This window comes from Janthinobacterium kochi (assembly GCF_051380715.1).
Lineage (GTDB): Bacteria > Pseudomonadota > Gammaproteobacteria > Burkholderiales > Burkholderiaceae_D > Janthinobacterium.
Genome location: NZ_JBNYXO010000013.1, coordinates 131,093 through 148,097, shown reverse-complemented (window position 1 = coordinate 148,097; position 17,005 = coordinate 131,093). Strand labels below are relative to the sequence as shown.

At 61.5% G+C, this 17,005-nt stretch carries 20 protein-coding genes; 8 read left to right on the top strand and 12 right to left on the bottom strand.

Annotated elements, in window-relative coordinates; genetic code table 11:
• A partial coding sequence (locus ACQ4WL_RS23210; RefSeq protein WP_436511865.1) for an integrase core domain-containing protein occupies positions 1 to 318 on the top strand: 318 nt, incomplete at its 5' end.
• A gap of 97 nt (positions 319 to 415) precedes the next feature.
• On the opposite strand, the gene ACQ4WL_RS23205 is transcribed toward ACQ4WL_RS23210, so the two are convergent.
• Positions 416 to 1,051 carry a hypothetical protein gene (locus ACQ4WL_RS23205; protein WP_436511864.1) on the bottom strand — a complete coding sequence of 212 codons (636 nt, stop codon included), beginning with the start codon at positions 1,049 to 1,051 and terminating at the stop codon, positions 416 to 418.
• Between the two features lie 198 nt (positions 1,052 to 1,249).
• Here ACQ4WL_RS23205 and ACQ4WL_RS23200 point away from each other — a divergent pair, with 198 nt between their 5' ends.
• The 3 genes from ACQ4WL_RS23200 (at position 1,250) to ACQ4WL_RS23190 (ending at position 3,478) form a co-directional block, all read left to right on the top strand.
• Positions 1,250 to 1,759, top strand: a complete 510-nt coding sequence (locus tag ACQ4WL_RS23200; RefSeq protein ID WP_436511863.1) for a hypothetical protein — start codon at positions 1,250 to 1,252, stop codon at positions 1,757 to 1,759.
• Positions 1,759 to 2,142 (top strand): hypothetical protein, encoded by a 384-nt coding sequence (locus ACQ4WL_RS23195; RefSeq protein ID WP_436511862.1) that lies wholly within the window; start codon positions 1,759 to 1,761, stop codon positions 2,140 to 2,142. The genes ACQ4WL_RS23200 and ACQ4WL_RS23195 overlap by 1 nt, the downstream gene beginning before the upstream one ends.
• 181 nt (positions 2,143 to 2,323) lie before the next feature.
• On the top strand, positions 2,324 to 3,478 hold the full coding sequence (locus tag ACQ4WL_RS23190) for a sensor histidine kinase (protein WP_436511861.1): 1,155 nt from the start codon (positions 2,324 to 2,326) through the stop codon (positions 3,476 to 3,478).
• Positions 3,479 to 3,538: 60 nt separating this feature from the next.
• On the opposite strand, the gene ACQ4WL_RS23185 is transcribed toward ACQ4WL_RS23190, so the two are convergent.
• From ACQ4WL_RS23185 to ACQ4WL_RS23165, 5 genes are all read right to left on the bottom strand, one after another.
• A complete protein-coding gene (locus ACQ4WL_RS23185; protein ID WP_436511860.1) occupies positions 3,539 to 3,781 on the bottom strand; it encodes a hypothetical protein in 243 nt (80 codons plus the stop codon).
• 105 nt (positions 3,782 to 3,886) lie between these two features.
• The gene (locus tag ACQ4WL_RS23180; protein ID WP_436511859.1) at positions 3,887 to 5,332 is read right to left on the bottom strand and encodes an ATPase domain-containing protein; all 1,446 of its coding nucleotides are present in this window, start codon (positions 5,330 to 5,332) and stop codon (positions 3,887 to 3,889) included.
• Positions 5,329 to 5,748 carry a hypothetical protein gene (locus tag ACQ4WL_RS23175; RefSeq protein ID WP_436511858.1) on the bottom strand — a complete coding sequence of 140 codons (420 nt, stop codon included), beginning with the start codon at positions 5,746 to 5,748 and terminating at the stop codon, positions 5,329 to 5,331. The genes ACQ4WL_RS23180 and ACQ4WL_RS23175 overlap by 4 nt, the downstream gene beginning before the upstream one ends.
• A 69-nt stretch (positions 5,749 to 5,817) precedes the next feature.
• Complete coding sequence (locus ACQ4WL_RS23170; protein ID WP_436511857.1) at positions 5,818 to 7,188, bottom strand: hybrid sensor histidine kinase/response regulator; 1,371 nt, start codon at positions 7,186 to 7,188, stop codon at positions 5,818 to 5,820.
• A 163-nt stretch (positions 7,189 to 7,351) separates the two neighbouring features.
• Positions 7,352 to 7,588 (bottom strand): hypothetical protein, encoded by a 237-nt coding sequence (locus ACQ4WL_RS23165; RefSeq protein ID WP_282406083.1) that lies wholly within the window; start codon positions 7,586 to 7,588, stop codon positions 7,352 to 7,354.
• A gap of 238 nt (positions 7,589 to 7,826) precedes the next feature.
• On the opposite strand from ACQ4WL_RS23165, the gene ACQ4WL_RS23160 reads away from it, so the two are divergent.
• The 3 genes from ACQ4WL_RS23160 to ACQ4WL_RS23150 all read left to right on the top strand — a co-directional run bounded on the left by ACQ4WL_RS23160 (position 7,827) and on the right by ACQ4WL_RS23150 (position 9,613).
• Positions 7,827 to 8,213 (top strand): hypothetical protein, encoded by a 387-nt coding sequence (locus ACQ4WL_RS23160; RefSeq protein WP_436511856.1) that lies wholly within the window; start codon positions 7,827 to 7,829, stop codon positions 8,211 to 8,213.
• Positions 8,214 to 8,292: 79 nt separating this feature from the next.
• On the top strand, positions 8,293 to 8,535 hold the full coding sequence (locus ACQ4WL_RS23155) for an Imm32 family immunity protein (RefSeq protein WP_436511855.1): 243 nt from the start codon (positions 8,293 to 8,295) through the stop codon (positions 8,533 to 8,535).
• Positions 8,536 to 8,599: 64 nt separating this feature from the next.
• Complete coding sequence (locus ACQ4WL_RS23150; RefSeq protein ID WP_436511854.1) at positions 8,600 to 9,613, top strand: SMP-30/gluconolactonase/LRE family protein; 1,014 nt, start codon at positions 8,600 to 8,602, stop codon at positions 9,611 to 9,613.
• On the opposite strand, the gene ACQ4WL_RS23145 is transcribed toward ACQ4WL_RS23150, so the two are convergent.
• Positions 9,600 to 10,667, bottom strand: coding sequence for an SDR family oxidoreductase (locus ACQ4WL_RS23145; RefSeq protein ID WP_436511853.1), 1,068 nt, complete (start codon positions 10,665 to 10,667; stop codon positions 9,600 to 9,602). The two genes, ACQ4WL_RS23150 and ACQ4WL_RS23145, sit on opposite strands and share 14 nt — an antisense overlap.
• A gap of 97 nt (positions 10,668 to 10,764) precedes the next feature.
• On the opposite strand from ACQ4WL_RS23145, the gene ACQ4WL_RS23140 reads away from it, so the two are divergent.
• Positions 10,765 to 11,670: a LysR family transcriptional regulator gene (locus tag ACQ4WL_RS23140; protein ID WP_436511852.1), complete on the top strand. Its 906-nt coding sequence runs from the start codon at positions 10,765 to 10,767 to the stop codon at positions 11,668 to 11,670.
• 3 nt (positions 11,671 to 11,673) lie between these two features.
• Here the strand turns inward: ACQ4WL_RS23140 and ACQ4WL_RS23135 are convergent, their stop codons facing one another.
• The 5 genes from ACQ4WL_RS23135 to ACQ4WL_RS23115 all read right to left on the bottom strand — a co-directional run bounded on the left by ACQ4WL_RS23135 (position 11,674) and on the right by ACQ4WL_RS23115 (position 16,922).
• On the bottom strand, positions 11,674 to 12,636 hold the full coding sequence (locus tag ACQ4WL_RS23135; protein ID WP_436511851.1) for an ABC transporter substrate-binding protein: 963 nt from the start codon (positions 12,634 to 12,636) through the stop codon (positions 11,674 to 11,676).
• 54 nt (positions 12,637 to 12,690) lie between these two features.
• Positions 12,691 to 13,665, bottom strand: a complete 975-nt coding sequence (locus ACQ4WL_RS23130) for an ABC transporter permease (protein ID WP_070257549.1) — start codon at positions 13,663 to 13,665, stop codon at positions 12,691 to 12,693.
• 20 nt (positions 13,666 to 13,685) lie between these two features.
• Complete coding sequence (locus ACQ4WL_RS23125) at positions 13,686 to 15,197, bottom strand: sugar ABC transporter ATP-binding protein (protein ID WP_436511850.1); 1,512 nt, start codon at positions 15,195 to 15,197, stop codon at positions 13,686 to 13,688.
• Positions 15,198 to 15,278: 81 nt separating this feature from the next.
• Positions 15,279 to 16,145 (bottom strand): fumarylacetoacetate hydrolase family protein, encoded by an 867-nt coding sequence (locus ACQ4WL_RS23120; protein WP_436511849.1) that lies wholly within the window; start codon positions 16,143 to 16,145, stop codon positions 15,279 to 15,281.
• Between the two features lie 21 nt (positions 16,146 to 16,166).
• Positions 16,167 to 16,922 (bottom strand): SDR family oxidoreductase, encoded by a 756-nt coding sequence (locus ACQ4WL_RS23115; protein WP_436511848.1) that lies wholly within the window; start codon positions 16,920 to 16,922, stop codon positions 16,167 to 16,169.
• Positions 16,923 to 17,005: the final 83 nt, after the last annotated feature.

The window sequence follows — 17,005 nt, the reverse complement described above, 5'->3', positions numbered from 1 at the left end:
AGTGGCCACCATGTCTTTGATCGCCTCTGCAAGCAGTGTGGCATTGAGCATCGGCTGATTCCGCCACGCCATCCACAAACGAACGGCATGGTTGAACGCTTCAACGGGCGCAGCAGCGAGATCGTCGGCCAGACGCGATTCGGGTCTGCGGCAGAACTCGCATCGACGCTGCAAAGCTATTTGAAACTCTACAACCACAACATTCCGCAGCGCGCCTTAAACCATCAAACTCCCATCCAGGCGCTCAAAGAGTGGCAGGCAAAGAAGCCGGATTTATTTGTTAAGCGTGTTTATAACCAGACGGGTCTTGACATCTAGGTTGGTCACGCCATGCACGCCGTCGATGACTTCCTGGGAAAATCCTTCGCGTGCCAGGTCGTCGAAGCTGACTTTTCCGTCGCTGTCTTCCACCACATCATGCAGCACGGCGACAATCTGCTGGGTGCCGGGGGCGACGCGCAGCATCACGCGCAGGGGGTGCAGTATGTACGGCGCGCCGTAGATCATTTGCACATTCCAGGCCAGCAAGTACGAGATCAGCACGCACAGGACCCACACGGGAATCAGCAGGGAAAGCAGCAGCAACAGGCGCCGCCACGGTCTTGGCGCGCCCCAGCAACAGCCAGCGCAGCGGCAAGCGCGCCGTGCCGATGGCGCCGACGATAAAGACCATCACGTAGAAAAAAGCTGCCAGCGCCAGGGCGATCTGACCGATCGACAGCAGGGCCTTGGCGGCGCTGCCCAGGCCGCCGGCGATATTACCCATCTGCGAGAGCGTGACAGGCCCGTTGGCCAGTGTCCCGACGCCATCCATCACGCCCAGGCCCAGCAAACCGGTGACCGACACCAGCGCCAGCATGGCGCTCAGCTCGACGAAGAAGCGGCCGAAATAGCCATACAGTCCCAGCCACAGCGCCACGACCGCCATGCACCACAGCGCGGAACGCCACCACAGCCCCGCATGACGCGCATCGCGCAGTCCCAGGCCGATACACGTGAAGGCTTCCCGCCAGGCCAGCAGCCAGGTTTGCAATGTTTGTGTCACGCTCAAGCGTACTCCGCAATGAAGGGGCGGATACATCGATCCGTATGTTGCCGATTCTACATGGACAAGGCTGGCGCACGTGCCGCCGAGAGCAATGGACAAATCCGGCTCCAGCCCGCCATTGTTTGCGATACCGCAATTCCAGCTGGAACGGACTGCGAAACAATGCCAGTTCCCCCACCTTTGCGCCTAGCGGAGTCGAGCATGCTTGAAGTCCAGCCCAGGGATAAGCGCGGTTTTTTTATCCTGCCCCAGGCTCCGGAAGGTGCCGGGTATTACGTCTATGGCAATCTGCACCGGATGCCACATTCCGGCCATATGGCCCAATATGCGCACCCCAGCTTGCTATCCCTGATCTTTTACATCGAACGTGAATGGCAGGCAATTGATGATCGGAAATTTGGCATCGGCAATATCAGCATCGCGGAAGGATTGGCGTACGACAAGCATGTCAGCCACAGAAAGGGCATTGAAATGGATCTGCGCCCCCTGCGGAAGGACAATCTGGAAGGCCAGTGCGCACGCGTGTCGCGCTTTGATGACGTATATGACCGGGATGCCACCATCAAATTGATACGGCTGTTTTTGCGCCATCCCATGGTCACCAAGGTCTTCTTTAACGACGGTGAGGTACAAAAGGCGACTGCCGGTGGGCGCGTCCGGTCTCTGCAAGGACACGACGACCATCTTCACATTGAAATCAGAGAGCACTGATGAATATTCGCCTTGCATGCTGCGCCATGGCGCTCGCTCTATTCTCGCCGTCGCAAGCCGCGGACAAGCCGCCGGCATGGACTGGCGAACCACGCCCCTTGCGGGGTGACTATCAGATCTATGGCGGAACGCTGTCCGAAATGCTGCCGCCCACGCGAAACGACCGGAAAGTGGCAATCATGGTCAAAGGGGAATTGGCACGCGAACTGTTTGCCCAGCTCGGCCCCGATGTGAAACAGGAGCAGGCATGCAGTTCCTCGGCGGACTACCGTGAGCGGCGCAGGGGGGATATTACCTGCGTTCATACAAAAGGGGCAGCATACGAATGCTATTTCGGACTCGACCTGCGTACGGGAAAAGGGATGTATGGAGCAATCTGCTAGCCTGGGAGCTGCCTGGCACAGCTAAAACCAGGGCTCGCCGCCCTGTACTGGCGCACATCCAGCCGAATTCTTCCGCCTGAGCGACTCTACCTGCATATGACACCCGGAGCAGAACCCAATCCCCCATCCATCGCGTCAACGGCGTACACTGGCTCATCTTCCATCAACGCATTGGTCTACCGTGAAACTATCGTGCTTTATTACCGACCATCTGGAGCAGATCCTGGTGGAGTGGGAACTCTTCGCCAGCTCGCTTCCCATTCCTGGAGCCGCCATCTCGAAAGCAGAATTACGCGATCATGCAAAGCAGATGCTGGAAACCATCGTGCGCGACATGGACGTCATCGAGAACGCGGCGCAGCGAAAAAAGAAATCAACCACAGGCGTGTCGGAAATAGCGGGCAAGGAAACGGCCGCCGCGACGCATGGTTCCCTGCGCCAGCAGATTGGCTTCACGCTGCCGCAGCTGACGGCGGAATTTCGCGCGATGCGGGCCAGCGTTCTGCGACTGTGGATGGCACAGGTGTCAGTGGCGTCAAAAACGGCGACAGAAGACATCCTGCGCTTCAATGAAGCGATAGACAAGGCGTTGCAGGAATCGGCCATACGCTATTCGCAGCAGAGCGACCGCACCCGCAATACCTTTCTCGCCATCCTCAGCCACGATCTGCGCAGTCCGCTGACCACCATGACGATGGCAGGCGCGCTGCTGAGCAGGCCGAGCGCGAATCCCTCTTCCACGGTAGAGATCGGTGCACGGGTTGCTCGCAGCGCGGCTGCCATGACAACCATGGTGAACGATCTGCTGGAATTTGCCAGGACGCAGCTGGGCGGACACATGCCCGTCTCCCCCTCCTTGGGCGATATCGGGGAAATCTGCAAGACGGCCGTCGAGGATGCCTCGGCCGCTCACCCGAAATGCAAGTTTGAACTGAGCACCACGGGCGAGATGATCGGCGACTTCGATGCGCCCCGCCTGGCCCAGCTGTTTTCCAATTTGCTCAACAATGCTGCGCAATATCGCACCGACGACCAGCCAGTGAGCATCACGGCCTGCGGCGATGCCGATACGGCCGTGGTGCAGGTCAAGAATTTTGGCCGCCAGATACCGCATGCCTCGCTGAAGACCATATTCGATCCCCTGGTACAGCTGGCCATTTCTGACGAGTACAAGTCGCCAAATGCCACCAGTATCGGATTGGGTCTGTTTATCGCGCGTGAAATCGCCTGCGCGCACGGCGGCACCATCGGCGCCGAGTCGAGCCTGGAATGCGGCACGGTGTTTACCGTGCGCCTGCCCAGGGTGTCGCTGAACGCGGGAGCGAACGGCGGCTAGGGGCCGATCCCGGCAAAAGACGGCATCTCCTGCTGGCGCCCCTGCCGGGACAGGCTCGCCCTACCTGCGGCTGAGCGGCACATACTCGCCCGGCAAGCTGGCCGCTTCCAGCGCATCGGCAAAGGCCAGCAAGAACTTCGCCGGGCCATGGTCCGACACCAGCAGGGAGGCTCCCTTGTGGCGCAGCAACCTCAACACTTCCTGCTGGTGCGCCTGGTATTCCTGCGCATGGCCGTAGAAGGTCTGATACATTTCCAGCGTTTCCATGGCTTTCGCGGCCAGGATGAATTCGGGTTTGTCCATCATATCTCCTCTTGATCAGCTCGGAAACACAGACGACGCATTGGTCCCCTGTGCGCACGGCCATCTCCGTCGGCATGGCCGCACTTCCATCATACGCTTCAACGCCTAGACCCGGTAAGGGTCGCCCGACAGTATGCCCTGGTACTGGCTGAGGGCGGCACCGATCTTGAAGCCGCCGGCGTCGATATCGTAGAAGCGGATATCCTTGCTGTGGCCGCTACCGCGCACCTTCACCACCGATACCACGCGCTTGAACTGGCCTTCGAGCTCGATGTAGCGCTGCATGACGATGGCGTCGGCCAGGAAGGCATTGCCGTAGGAACTGAAGCGCAGCACGGTGTACTGGTCTTCCAGCTCGGCCGTCATCAGCACCGACACGCCCATGTCCGTCAAAGCCGCCACCAGGCGGTACAGCGATTCGCGGAAATCCTCGCGAAACATGGAGGCCAGCGCCATTTCAAAGCCGGACAGCGAATCGATGACCACCCGCTTGGCCTTCATGCGCGTGATCATGCTCACCAGGTCATGCAGGATTTCATCCAGTGACAGGTCGAGCGTGCGGGTATTGATCACGCCGATCTGGCCGGAATCGACGAGGGCATTCAATTGATGGCTGAGCAGCTGGTTCGGGCTTTTCTCGAAGGCGGCAATCACGCCGGGCTCGCCGCAGCGCACGCCTTCCGTCAGGAATTGCGTGGCCAGCACGGTCTTGCCGGAACCGGATGGTCCCACCAGCAGCAGTGAGTAACCTGCCGGCAAGCCGCCGCCCATCATGGCGTCGAGCTCGGGCACGCCCAGCGACAGGCGCTCATTGCCGGAAATGCTGACCGTTCCCATGCCGCTGGTCTTCAGCACGGCGCGGGGAAAGATTTCCACGCCATCGTCATTGATGCGGAAGGTATGCACGCCCAGGCTTTGCGCCTGTCCGCGCATCTTGACCACCTGGATCTTGCGCACCATGGCATCGCGGTGCACGAGCTGCGACAGCCACAGGATGCCGTCGGCCACCGTGAACACGGCGCTGGACTCGGCCTCGGGCGCCAGGTATTCGCCGATCAGGAAGGTCGTGGCCAGCCAGCTGGTCATTTGCGCGCCCAATTTCTGCACGAAATTCTGCAGGCCGGCCGGGCCCGCGTCCATGGCCTTGGCCGACTGCACCACGGAGCGGAAGGAATCGACGAAGACCAGGCTGGGCGAGAACGCCTCCACCTCTTCAGCGATGCGCGCCAGCACGCGGTCGAAATCGCCTTCCAGCAAGTCAGCCGACAGATTGACGAACTTGATCGACTGGTTGATCTTTTCCACATCGAAGAAGGGAAACTGCTGTTGATAGCGCAGCATCTTCAGCGGTGGCTCGCCCAGGACTGTAAAAAACAGCGCCCGGCGCTCCGGCGAGGCGAGGGAAAACATGATCTGGTGGGCCAGCGTCGTCTTGCCGCTGCCGGGCGTGCCCGCCACCAGGTTGAAGGAAAACTCGGGTATTCCGCCGCCCAGCAGTTCGTCCAACCCCGGCACGCCAGTTGCCAGGCGGTGGATGGTGACTTTTTTCATTCGTTCGGCTCCGTTCCAGCATTATTCACAACGTCATCACCCCAGGCTCTGAGGAGGATGCTATTCGTTAAGAGTTCGCCAATTAATAAAATAAGGGTATTGATGAAGTGCATCAACATCGCCGTGCTTGCCGCGCAGACGACTGCGTCCGTCTGTTCCTGCAAGCTGGCGCGCAAGGCGGTCATGGCAGCTGCCAGCGCTTGCGGTGGATGGGGCGACAACCAGTTGAACTGCTTCTGACTCTGGTGCAGGCTGCGGGAATACATCGACTCCACGCCCCGCTCACCAACGATCTGATTCAATTCAGTGGCCAGTTGCTCCCACAGGCGAATACTGACGTCTACCACCGGACCTGGTTCGCGTAACAGCGCGTGCTCTATCCTGCGCTGCCGCTGTTCATGGACTAAGGCCATCATCGGATCTTTTCTCTGCGGTTTTCGGTGCATGGACCATGTTAAACAAAAGCATCAGGGTTTCCTTGCCCATCAGCGCGGAACCGTTGCCGTGATTATTCTCGACAAAGCGTCGATATTGATGGGTTTTACCAGGTAATGGTCAAACCCTGCCTGGCCAGCGCGGTCAAACTCACCAAGCTGGCTGTACCCTGACGCGGCGACAAAGCACGGCAGCGGTGCCGCCAGGGCCGCACGCGCCGAACTGATGACCTGGTAGCCATCCATGCCCGGCAAGCCAATATCGCACACGATCACATCGTAAGGCGCATCGAGCGCGGCGCGCAAGCCGCTGGGGCCGTCATTGCACACGTCGACATGGTGGCCGTCCTGCGTCAGCAGCAGCGCCAGCATTTCCGCCGCATCGGCATTATCCTCGATCAGCAATATGCGGCGTGGCGATGCGCACGCCGCAGGTACCGCCTGCATGCCCTGCGATGGCGGCGCCAGCGACGACAAGGGCAGCTGCAAGACAAACTGGCTGCCAAAGCCGACCCCTGCGCTGAACACATCCACGGTGCCGCCATGCAACTGGGTAATGATGCGCACCAGCGACAGGCCGATGCCCAGGCCGCCCTGCGCCCGTTCCAGCGAACGGAAGCCCTGGGTAAACAGGTCGAAGATGAAGGGCTGGATATCGAGGGCAATGCCGGCGCCATCGTCGCTGACGGCAATTTCCACCAAATCATCGTGGCGTCTGACGACGATGTCGATGTGGCCAAACTCGTGCGTAAATTTGCTGGCATTGATGAGCAAGTTGGCAAACACTTGCGTCAGGCGCACCAGATCCCCTTCGATGACCAAGGGTTCGTCCGGCAGGCTCACGCTCAGCACTTGCTGGCGTTGGCTGATGCTGACCTGGCCAACTTCCACGGCACTGGCGAGGATGTCGCTCAGCAAGATGGGTGCCAGCTGCAAAGTGATCTTCCCGCTGCTGACGCGCGAAGCGTCGAGCAAGTCGTCGATCAGGCGCGCCATATGCGCCACCTGGCGACCGATCACGCCATGCACATCCACGAGTTGGGGATCCAGGTCGACCTTCTTGGCCAGCAAGTCATTGGCCATCGCCAGCGGCTGCAAAGGGTTGCGCAACTCATGCGCAAGCATGGCCAGGAATTCCGTCTGGCGCAAGGTTGTCGCTTCGGCGGACGCCTGCATATCCTGCGCGCCAAACGTCGCCAGCACGAGATTTTGGTTGGCTTCGCGCAACTGCATGATCAACAGGCCAAAGGCGTCGGATTTATCCTTTTCCTGCAACTGCATCTTGGCCATGATCAACAGTTGATTGATCGTCTCGCGCAGCAGCTTGACTTCGCGGTTATGCAAGGCCTGCAGATTTTGCTCGGCGGGCAACTGCTGGGCGGGCGCATCCTCAGGATCCGGCGAGAGTGCTTTGTGGTACATGGTGACGGTGTGCGGCCTGTGGGGGCCGGCCTCAAGGACAACTCTTCGCTCCGCGGCGTTCACTCAGACATCGCCGCGCACGCCAGCTCTATTGCTGCATACAGTGTATTTCTCTCTAGCCAAACACGATACTCTATTTACCTTACGAAATGAAAGCATTACTTTACTTATCGTCAACAGTGCGCAGGGGTAGCACGTAATTGGCGAGCTGCCAGCCCATGGCCAGGGCCGATTGCTCCGCTTCGTGCTGCGTGCTGCGATTTTCCAGATTGGCTTGCCGGACATCTTCAAAGCCGCACTTGCTCAGCACCAACTGTCCCTGCCAGCACCCCTCGGGCAGTTCGCAGGCGTAGGCCGAGATCAGGAACCCATTATGGGTGGTGGGATTCGCATAAGACATGAGGCCTCCGTAGGATTGCCAGCGACGTAGAGAACAAGCACCACGGTCGTCATTCCAGTATAGTCAGACTTAGTGTAACCGCAATGCGGCTCGAAGTAAGCGCAATACGGCTCAAATTTCATTTAAATCAAATACATACGCATCAGGCCGCCTGATGGAATGGTCACGCGCGTGCATTGGCAATATGTTGCATTCCGTGCAAAAATTCGCCTGTCGCAACCCTCCCCCGCATTGTCATATGGACCAATACCATTTCCTCGTCGGCGAATTCAGCAAGAATAGCCCCTTCATTCCCGCCGCGGCCAGCGCGCAGCTGTTTGCCTGGTTCGCGCAGATAGGCGAACCCGTCGAGCGCTACGGCAGCCGGCGCGGCAAGGTCGTCAAGTTCTCGCAGAGAAACTACGAGAAGATGCTGTTTGCGCCCGATGCCGACAGCATCGCATTGTTTTCACCGCGCATCGTGCCGCCCGACGAGGCCGACGACATCACGAACTGCGACGCGCTGGCCGTGTATCAGCCCGCCGTTTCGCTGCTGCTGGCGATGCGCGCCAGCAAGCATTGCGCAAGACGATGCAAGCATATGGCCGCTTCACTGCGCACGACGGCAAGACACGCTGGTTTTTAAGCGGCGAAGAACAGGCAGCCGCCCGCGCCGACCTGCTGGCGCACGCCATGCTGGGTTCCCACATCGACAATTGACACCCATGACCCCACATTTATCGCTGCACTGCTATCTGCAAGACCAGGCCACCGAACGCCCCCTGCCCTGCTCCGACGTCACCATCCACGCCGACCCGGCCACCCTGCGCGCCATTGCCCATTTTCTGCTGGCCAGCGCGGACACCTTTGATCTGGCGCAAGAATGCACCGGCATGCACGCGCACCTGCAGGATGCATGGGCCGACTGGCAAGATGACTTCCCCGACCTCGTGGTCGTGGCGGCCTAGGGTGGCGCCCCGGCTGGCGCACCTCGGGTAACATACGCCACCTTTGCCATACAGAGATCGCTCCATGCATCAATCCTCCTCCTTGCCCGATTCCCGCACCGCCCTGCCCTTGCTGCGCACCGCCGTGCTGGCCGCCGCGCTGGCCAACCTGTCCGCCTGCGCCAGCCCGCCCGCGCACGAGACCTTGTTCCTCGCCACCACCCTTACGCCCGCGCGTTCCTTCACCAAGGGCATCGAAGGCCCGGCCGTCGATGCGGATGGCAATATTTACGCCGTCAACTTCGCGCGCCAGCAAACCATCGGCAAGGTGCGTCCCGATGGCAGCGGCGAAGTGTGGCTGAGCCTGCCCGGCACCAGCATCGCCAACGGCATCCGCTTCGGCAGCCGGGGCCAGATGTATTTGGCCGACTATATGGAGCACACGATTTACCTGGTCGACCCGGCCACGCGCGCGCTGTCCATCCACGCGCGCGAGCCGCGCATGACGCAACCGAACGATATCGCCATCACGCGGGACGACGTGCTGTATGCGAGCGACCCGAACTGGAAGGAAAACACGGGCCGCGTGTGGCGCATCGCGCAAGACGGCACAGTGACGCTGGCGCTCGACACCATGGGCACGGCCAACGGCATTGAAGTAAGCCCGGACGGCAAGATTTTGTATGTGAATGAAAGCGTGCAGCGCAATATCTGGATATATGACATCGCCGCCGACGGCAGCCTGAGCGGCAAGCGATTGCTGATCAAGTTCGACGATTCCGGCATGGACGGCATGCGCGTCGATGTCGATGGCAACCTGTACGTGACGCGCTATGGCAAGGGTACAGTGGTCAAATTGTCGCCGCAAGGGCGCATTTTGCGCGAAATCAGCGTGCCCGGCGCCAAGCCCAGCAACATCACCTTCGGCGGCCCCGACGGCCGCACGGCGTATGTGACGGAAGTGGTGCAGGGACGCTTGCTGCAATTCCGCGTCGACCGCCCGGGCCTGGAGTGGCAGCGGGCGCAGCAACACAAGAGCAATGCGGCGGCAGCGGCAGCCCCGCCACCGGCCGCAGCGGAGCAGGTCAGCGCGGAATGACGCGCTCCGCCTTCAGGCGCTCGAACAGGGCGATGAAGGCATCCTGCGTATCCTGGTAATCCAGAAAGCCCGCCTTGCGGCTCTTGCCCATGTCCGTCATCACTTCCATCGGCCGTCCCAGGTCGGCATCCGTATGCCACCAGGAAGCGAGGCGGCCGACATCAAGCTCCGCCAGATCATGCTGCCGCGCGATGGCACGCCATTGCGCGGGCGCATCCTGCATGCGCCCGGCCAGCGGCGCCATGGTCTCGGGCAAGTCTGCCGCTACCACGCCGAAATACGCAGCCAGACGCGGCCACAACCACTTCCAGCGGAACACGTCGCCATTGACGATATTAAAATCCTCGTTGCGCGCGGCGGGGCTGTCGGCCGCCCACGCCAGGTGGCGCGCAATCTGGCCCGCGTCCGTCATGTCGGACAAGCCATGCCACTGCGCGGGCGAACCGGGAAAGACGAAAGGCTGGCCGCTGGCCTTGCACAAATTCGCATACACGGCCAGGGTCAGGCCCATGTTCATGGCATTGCCCAGCGCATAGCCGATGATGGTGTGCGGGCGGTGCACGCTCCACGTAAAACCATCGCGTTCGGCCGCCGCGAACAGGCGGTCTTCCTGCGCGTAATAAAAATTCTCGACGTCCTGGCGGCCCTGCTCTTCGCGAAATGGCGTGACGGGCTCGCTGCCCTGACCATACGCATCGAACGGCCCCAGATAATGCTTGAGGCCCGTCACCAGCGCCGCGTGGCGCAGGTGGCCGCTTGGCCCCAGCGCGGCCAGCACATTGGCCACCATGGCGCCATTGACGCGGATATTTTCCTGCTCGTTGGCCTGGCGCGCCCAGGCCGTGAAGAAGACGTGGCTGGCGTCCAGGCCCGCCAGCGCCGATGCCACGGCAGCACCATCCGTCGCATCGAGCGGCAGCGCGATGCAGCCGGCGGGCACGGGCGTGCGGCCGCGCGAGACGCCCGTCACCTGCCAGCCTTGCGCCAACAGATGCGTGGCCAGATTGCTGCCGATGACGCCGCTGGCGCCGATGATGAGGGCGTGTTTTTGCATGAGAGAGTGCCTCCGAAAGAAAAAACCATCATATCCGCGACACCAATTCTTATCCGCGATACTATTTCACCTTATTCATGAATAGAATTCGCGGATCATGTTTTCATCAGAACATTTGAAAGGCCTCACACCCTTCCTCGCCACGGCCGACGCGGGCAGTTTTACGAAGGCGGCCGAGCACCTGCACCTGAGCAGCTCGGCCGTCAGCAAGAGCGTGGCACGGCTCGAAGAACGGCTGGGCGTGCTGCTGTTCGAGCGCAGCACGCGCCGTTTGAAACTGAGCGACGCTGGCCGCGCCTACTATGCCACCTGCAAGCGCGTGCTGCAGGAACTGGCGGACGCGGAAGACGTGCTGGGCGAGCATGCGACGGAACTGGCGGGCAAGGTGCGCATCGGCGTGCCGGCATCGTATGGCCGCCTGCGCGTGATGCCGGCGCTGATTGATCTGTGCAAAAAATATCCGCGGCTGCAGCCATCGATCGCCTTCAGCGACCGCTTTGCCGACCTGTTCGAAGAGCGCATCGATATCGCCGTGCGCATCGGTGCGCCAGGCAGCTGGCCGCAAACGCTGGGACAGATGCCGTTGGGAGAAGAGCGCCTGATTTTTTGCGCGGCGCCGGCCTACCTGGCACGGCGCGGCACGCCGGCCGATCTCGCGGATCTCGATGGCCACGACTGCATCGCCTACGGCAGAGGCGACGGCACGGCGGCGCCGTGGCTGTTTGCAGGCGAGGACGGGATGGAGCGGCACGCGGTCCATCCACGCCTGACGGTGGGTGATGCCGAAGCGCAGACGGCCGCCGTGCTGGCCGGTCTGGGCATCGCGCAGCAGGCGACCTGGCTGGTGCAGGAGCACCTGGCCAACGGCGCCATCGTCGAAGTACTGCCTGCCTGCGCCACGCCAGGCTTGCCGCTCTCCCTGGCGTGGCCGCTGGCGCGCCAGCTGACCGCGAAGACCGGCACGCTGCTCAATGAATTGAAGCAGCGCCTGACGATCTGCTGAAGCCTAATATAAAACGTTCTTCGCTTCCGGCAGGTCGACATTGGCCTTGGTGACGATCACCACGCCCGTGTTGACGAACGGTGCGACCTTCTTGCCTTCGATCAGGCTGACCAGGGTTTTCACGCCCAGCGCGCCCATCGAGTAGGAACCCTGCACTGCGGTCGCATACAGGGTGCCGTCCTTGACGAAGTTTTTCAAGTCTTCATTGCCGTCGAAACCCACGGCGACCACCTTGCCGGCCTTGCCCGCCTGCGCGATGGCGCGGCCCATGCCCACGGCCGTCGGCTCGTTCGCGCCGAAGATGCCCTTCAGGTCGGGATTCGAGGCCAGCACGTCGGTCGTCTGGTTCAGCGCCGTGGCCATCTGCGACTGCGAGTAATACGTGCCGACGATCTGCAGCTGCGAGTTCTTTTCGATATAGCGCTTGAAGCCGCCCACCCTGCCCGTCTCGGAACCGGCGCCTGCCACATACGACATCACGGCGATCTTGCCCGTCTTGCCGACCTGCGAAATGAGGGCCTTGGCGCTTTGCTCGCCGGCCGCTTCATTGTCAGTCGACAGGAAGGACTGGTAGTAGCGCTTGCCGCTGTCGGCCACCATTGAGTCGATCAGCACCACGGGAATCTTCGCTTCCCACGCCTTCTTCAGGGCCGGCACCAGCGCATCCGGATCCGACGCGGCCAGCACGATGCCGGCCACTTTGCGCGTGACGGCGTTTTCCACCATGCTGACCTGGTCGGCAATCGCCGATTCCGAAGCGGGCCCCTGGAAAGTCAGGCTGTAGCCCTTGGCATCGGCGGCGCTGGCCGTGGCGCCCTTCTTGACGTTTTGCCAGTAGTTGGAATTGGTCGTCTTGACGATCACGGCGATCTCGCCCGGCGCGGCGAAGGCAGCGCTGGAGCTTAGTGCAAATGCTGCGGTCAACAGACCGAGCAAGATGGTGTTGAAGGCTTTGAAGGTTTTCATTGTCGTCCTCATTTAATTATAGATTTATGGGTGTGACTACTTTCAGCTACTGCTTCAGGCGCGATTGCGCTTCTGATCGATCCAGACGGTCAGCAAGATGACCAGTCCGATAATGATTTGCTGGATAAAGCTCGATACCCCGTTCATGTTCAAGCCGTTGCGCAGGATGCCGATGACGAAGGAACCGATGACGGTGCCGGAAATGGTGCCGATGCCGCCGATCAGCGAGGCGCCGCCGATCACGGCGCTGGCGATCGCATCGAGTTCGTACATCACACCCTCGTTCGGCTGCGCCGTCACCAGGCGCGACATCAGCACGCAGCCCGTCAGGCCAGACAAGGCGCCGGACAAGGTGTACACCAGCAGGGTCACGCGGCCCACCTTCACGCCCGACAGGCGCGCCGCCTCCGCATTCGAACCCACCGCATAGATATGCCGGCCAAAGGTGGTGCGGCTGAGCATGATGGAGACGGCCACGGCGATCACCACCATCAGTACCACCGGATACGGAATGCCAGGGAAGACGACTTCGGGAAAGGTGCCGCCCGTGTCGCGCTCGATGCGCCACAGCACGCCGTTGCCCAGTTCGCCGAACGAATCGCCCAGGCCGGAAATGGCGCGCGCGCCCGTCACCTGCAGCGCCAGGCCGCGCGCAATCAGCATCATGCCGAGCGTGGCGATGAAGGGCGGCAGTTTCAACTGCGTGATGCAAAAGCCGTTGACGGCGCCGCACATGGCGCCCACCACGACGCCGCCCAGCATGGCGACCGGCACGGGCACGCCGCTCTTGACCAGCAGCGCGGCGGCCACGCCGGCCAGCGCCAGCACGGAGCCGGAACTCAGATCGATGCCGCCCGTGATGATGACGCAGGTGGCGGCAATGCCCAGGTAGGCGATCGACGTCACCTGCAAGGCCACGCTCATGCCGTTGCTGACGGAGAAAAAGGCGTTGCTGGTCAGGGAAAACACCAGCAGCAACAGCGACAGGCTTCCCAGCGCGGCGAATTTTTGTATCAGTTCTTTATTCATTTTATTGTGACTTTCTGATGTTAATGCATTGCTGCCTGGCGGCCCGATGCGAGGTGCATGATCTCTTCCTGCGATGACTCGCGCGTATTGACGATGCCGCTGATGCGCCCTTCATGGAACACGGCCACCCGGTCGGTCATGCCCATGATCTCGGGCAGTTCGGACGTGATGAGCACTACGCCGATACCTTCCGACGCGAGCTTGTCGAGCAGTTGGTAGATGGCGAACTTGGCCCCAACGTCGATGCCGCGCGTGGGTTCGTCGAAGAAGATGATTTTCGATTCGCGGTACAGCCATTTGCTGATGACGATCTTTTGCTGGTTGCCGCCGGAGAGGTTGCGCGTGATCTGTTTCGAGGTCGGCGTCTTGATGCCCAGCGCCGCGATGTACTGCTGCGCCACCGCCTCTTCCCTGGCGAAATCGATGAAGCCAAAACGGTTGGCCAGCCCCGATACATTGGTCAAGGTCAGGTTGGCCGCCACCGACATGCGGATCGCCAGGCCGTGGCTCTTGCGGTCTTCCGACAGGTAGGCGATACCGTGTCCTATGGCGTCGATGGGGCTGGCTATCGTCACGGCCATATCGCCCAGATGGATCGCGCCGCTGGTGAGCGGATCGGCGCCGAAGATGGCGCGCGCCACTTCCGTGCGCCCTGCCCCCATCAGTCCCGAAAAGCCGAGGATCTCGCCGCGCCGCAAATCAAAGCTCAGCGGGCCGAAGACATCCTTGCGGTGTAAGTCGGTCACGCGCAGCAGCACTTCATCGGTCGGCGTTGATACGCGGTCGGGAAATTTTTCGTCGAGGGTACGGCCCACCATCTTTGCCACGATGGCGTCCAGCGTGGTGGCGGCAAAATCGTCGGTGCAGACGAATTTTCCGTCGCGCAGCACCGTCACCCTGTCGATGATGTGCTGCATCTCCTCGAGGCGGTGCGAGATATACACCACGCTTACGCCGTTGCGCTTGAGTTCATTGATGATGTCGAACAGCTGGCCCGTCTCGCTTTCCGTCAGCGAGGACGTGGGCTCGTCCATGATCAGCACTTCCGTATTAAGCGACAGCGCCTTGGCGATTTCCACCATCTGCTGCTGCGCACAGGACAGGTTCTTGACCAGCTGGCGCGGGTCGATGCGCAGTTTTAAACGGTCCAGCAGCGCCTGTGCATCAAAGCGCATCTTCTTGCGGTCGATAAAGAGGCCGCGCACCGGTTCGCGCGCCAGGAAAATATTCTCCGCCACGCTCAGGTGCGGGATCAAATTCAGTTCCTGGTGGATGATGGCGATGCCGGCCGCCTCCGCATCCACGCTGCTGGCAAAACTGCATACCTTGCCCTTGTAGACCAGTTCGCCCTCATCGGCCTGGTATACGCCACTCATCACCTTCATCAGGGTGGACTTGCCGGCGCCGTTTTCGCCGCACAGCGCATGCGCCTCGCCGCGGCGCAGGCTGAAACTGACGTTATCGAGCGCCAGCACGCCGGGGAAACGCTTGCTGACCTTGTTCAGTGCCAGTATCTCTTCGGATTGATTCATGGTGTGTCTCCTCCACTCCACTGCCATAGGCCGGCACGCCGATGTCTGAGCATCTTGGCGGCGTGTCGGTCTGTCACTCGTTTAACTGTCGATCAGTTGCGGATTCCAGGCATGCACGGTCTGCCGCTGTTCACCCAGGCCTTCGATCCCCAGGCGCATGGTGTCGCCCGGTTTCAGGTACACGGCCGACGGCTTCTGCCCCATGCCCACGCCCGGTGGCGTGCCGGTGCTGATGATGTCGCCCGGGTACAAGGTCATGAAACGGCTGATGTAGCTGACCAGGTTGGCCACGCCGAAGACCATGGTCCTGGTATTGCCGTCCTGGACGCGCTTGCCGTTTACTTCCAGCCACAGGCCCAGGTTTTGCGGGTCAGCCACTTCATCACTTGTGACCAGCCAGGGGCCGATCGGGCCGAAGGTATCGCAGCCCTTGCCCTTGTCCCACTGGCCGCCGCGCTCGAGCTGGTATTCGCGTTCGGACAGGTCGTTGACGACGCAGTAGCCGGCCACGTGCGACAGCGCATCGGCTTCGCTCACATAGCGTGCGGTGGTACCGATCACCACGCCCAGTTCCACTTCCCAGTCGCTTTTCGTCGAGGCCTGCGGCATCACCACGGCGTCGTTGGCGCCGATGATGGCGCTGGTAGCCTTCATGAACAGCACCGGTTCCGGCGGCACGGCCATGCCCGATTCGGCCGCATGGTCGGCATAGTTCAGGCCCACGCACAAAAACTTGCCCACGCCCTTCCATGGCGGCGCGATGCGGCCAGGGTTGGCCACCACCGGCAGGCTGGCAATATCGAGGGCGGCCAGGGTCGCCAGGCCATCCTTGCCCAGGGTCGCGCCCGTGATATCGGACAACACGCCAGACAGGTCGCGCACGACGCCGTCGGCATCGATCAGTGCAGGTTTTTCAGCGCCCTTGGCGCCATAACGCATCAGTTTCATGTGTGTCTCTCGTTGTTGTAATTAATTGGACCAGCCGCCGTCAATGACGTGAGTCATACCTGTGGTGAAGGCGGATTCATCGGAAGCCAGATAGACGGCCAGCGCGGCGATTTCCTCGGCCCTGCCCACTCTGCCCATCGGCTGGCGCGCGACAAACGCCGCCTGCACTTCATCGATGCTCATGCCCGTCGCTGCCGCCTGGGCGGCAATGCGTTCCTTCAGCGAGGGCGACTCGATGGTGCCGGGACAGATCGCATTGCAGCGGATGCCGCGCGTGACGAAGTCCGCCGCCACCGATTTCGTCATGCCCACTACGGCCGCCTTCGAGGTGCCGTAGATAAAGCGGTTCGGCGCGCCCTTCACGCTGGACGCCACAGACGACATATTGACAATGGAGCCGGCGCCCCTGGCCAGCATGCCGGGCAGGACGGCGCGCATCAGCCGGTACATGGAGCGGGCGTTGATGTCGAAGGAACGGTCCCAGGCCGCGTCGTCGCACTCGAGGATGGTGCCGCCGTCGACGAAGCCGGCGCAGTTGAACAGGATATCGACGGGGCCGATCTCGCCGGCCAGCGCGGTAATCGCCGCGCCATCGGTCACGTCGAGCAGGCGGATGGCGCAGCCCGTCGCTTCCTTCAGCGCGTCGAGCTGCGCCTGGTTGATATCGGTGGCGATCACGGTGGCGCCTTCGCGCACGAACGCTTCGGCCGTGGCGCGGCCGATGCCCTGGCCTGCGGCGGTGAGCAGGGCGATTTTGCCTTGTAGTCTGGCGGTCATGTTTTTGTCTCCTTTTATTTTTTGTGCCGGGAAGCTTTTCACCCAACACCTTAAATGCTGGGGTCAGACCCGGCGGGTCTGAC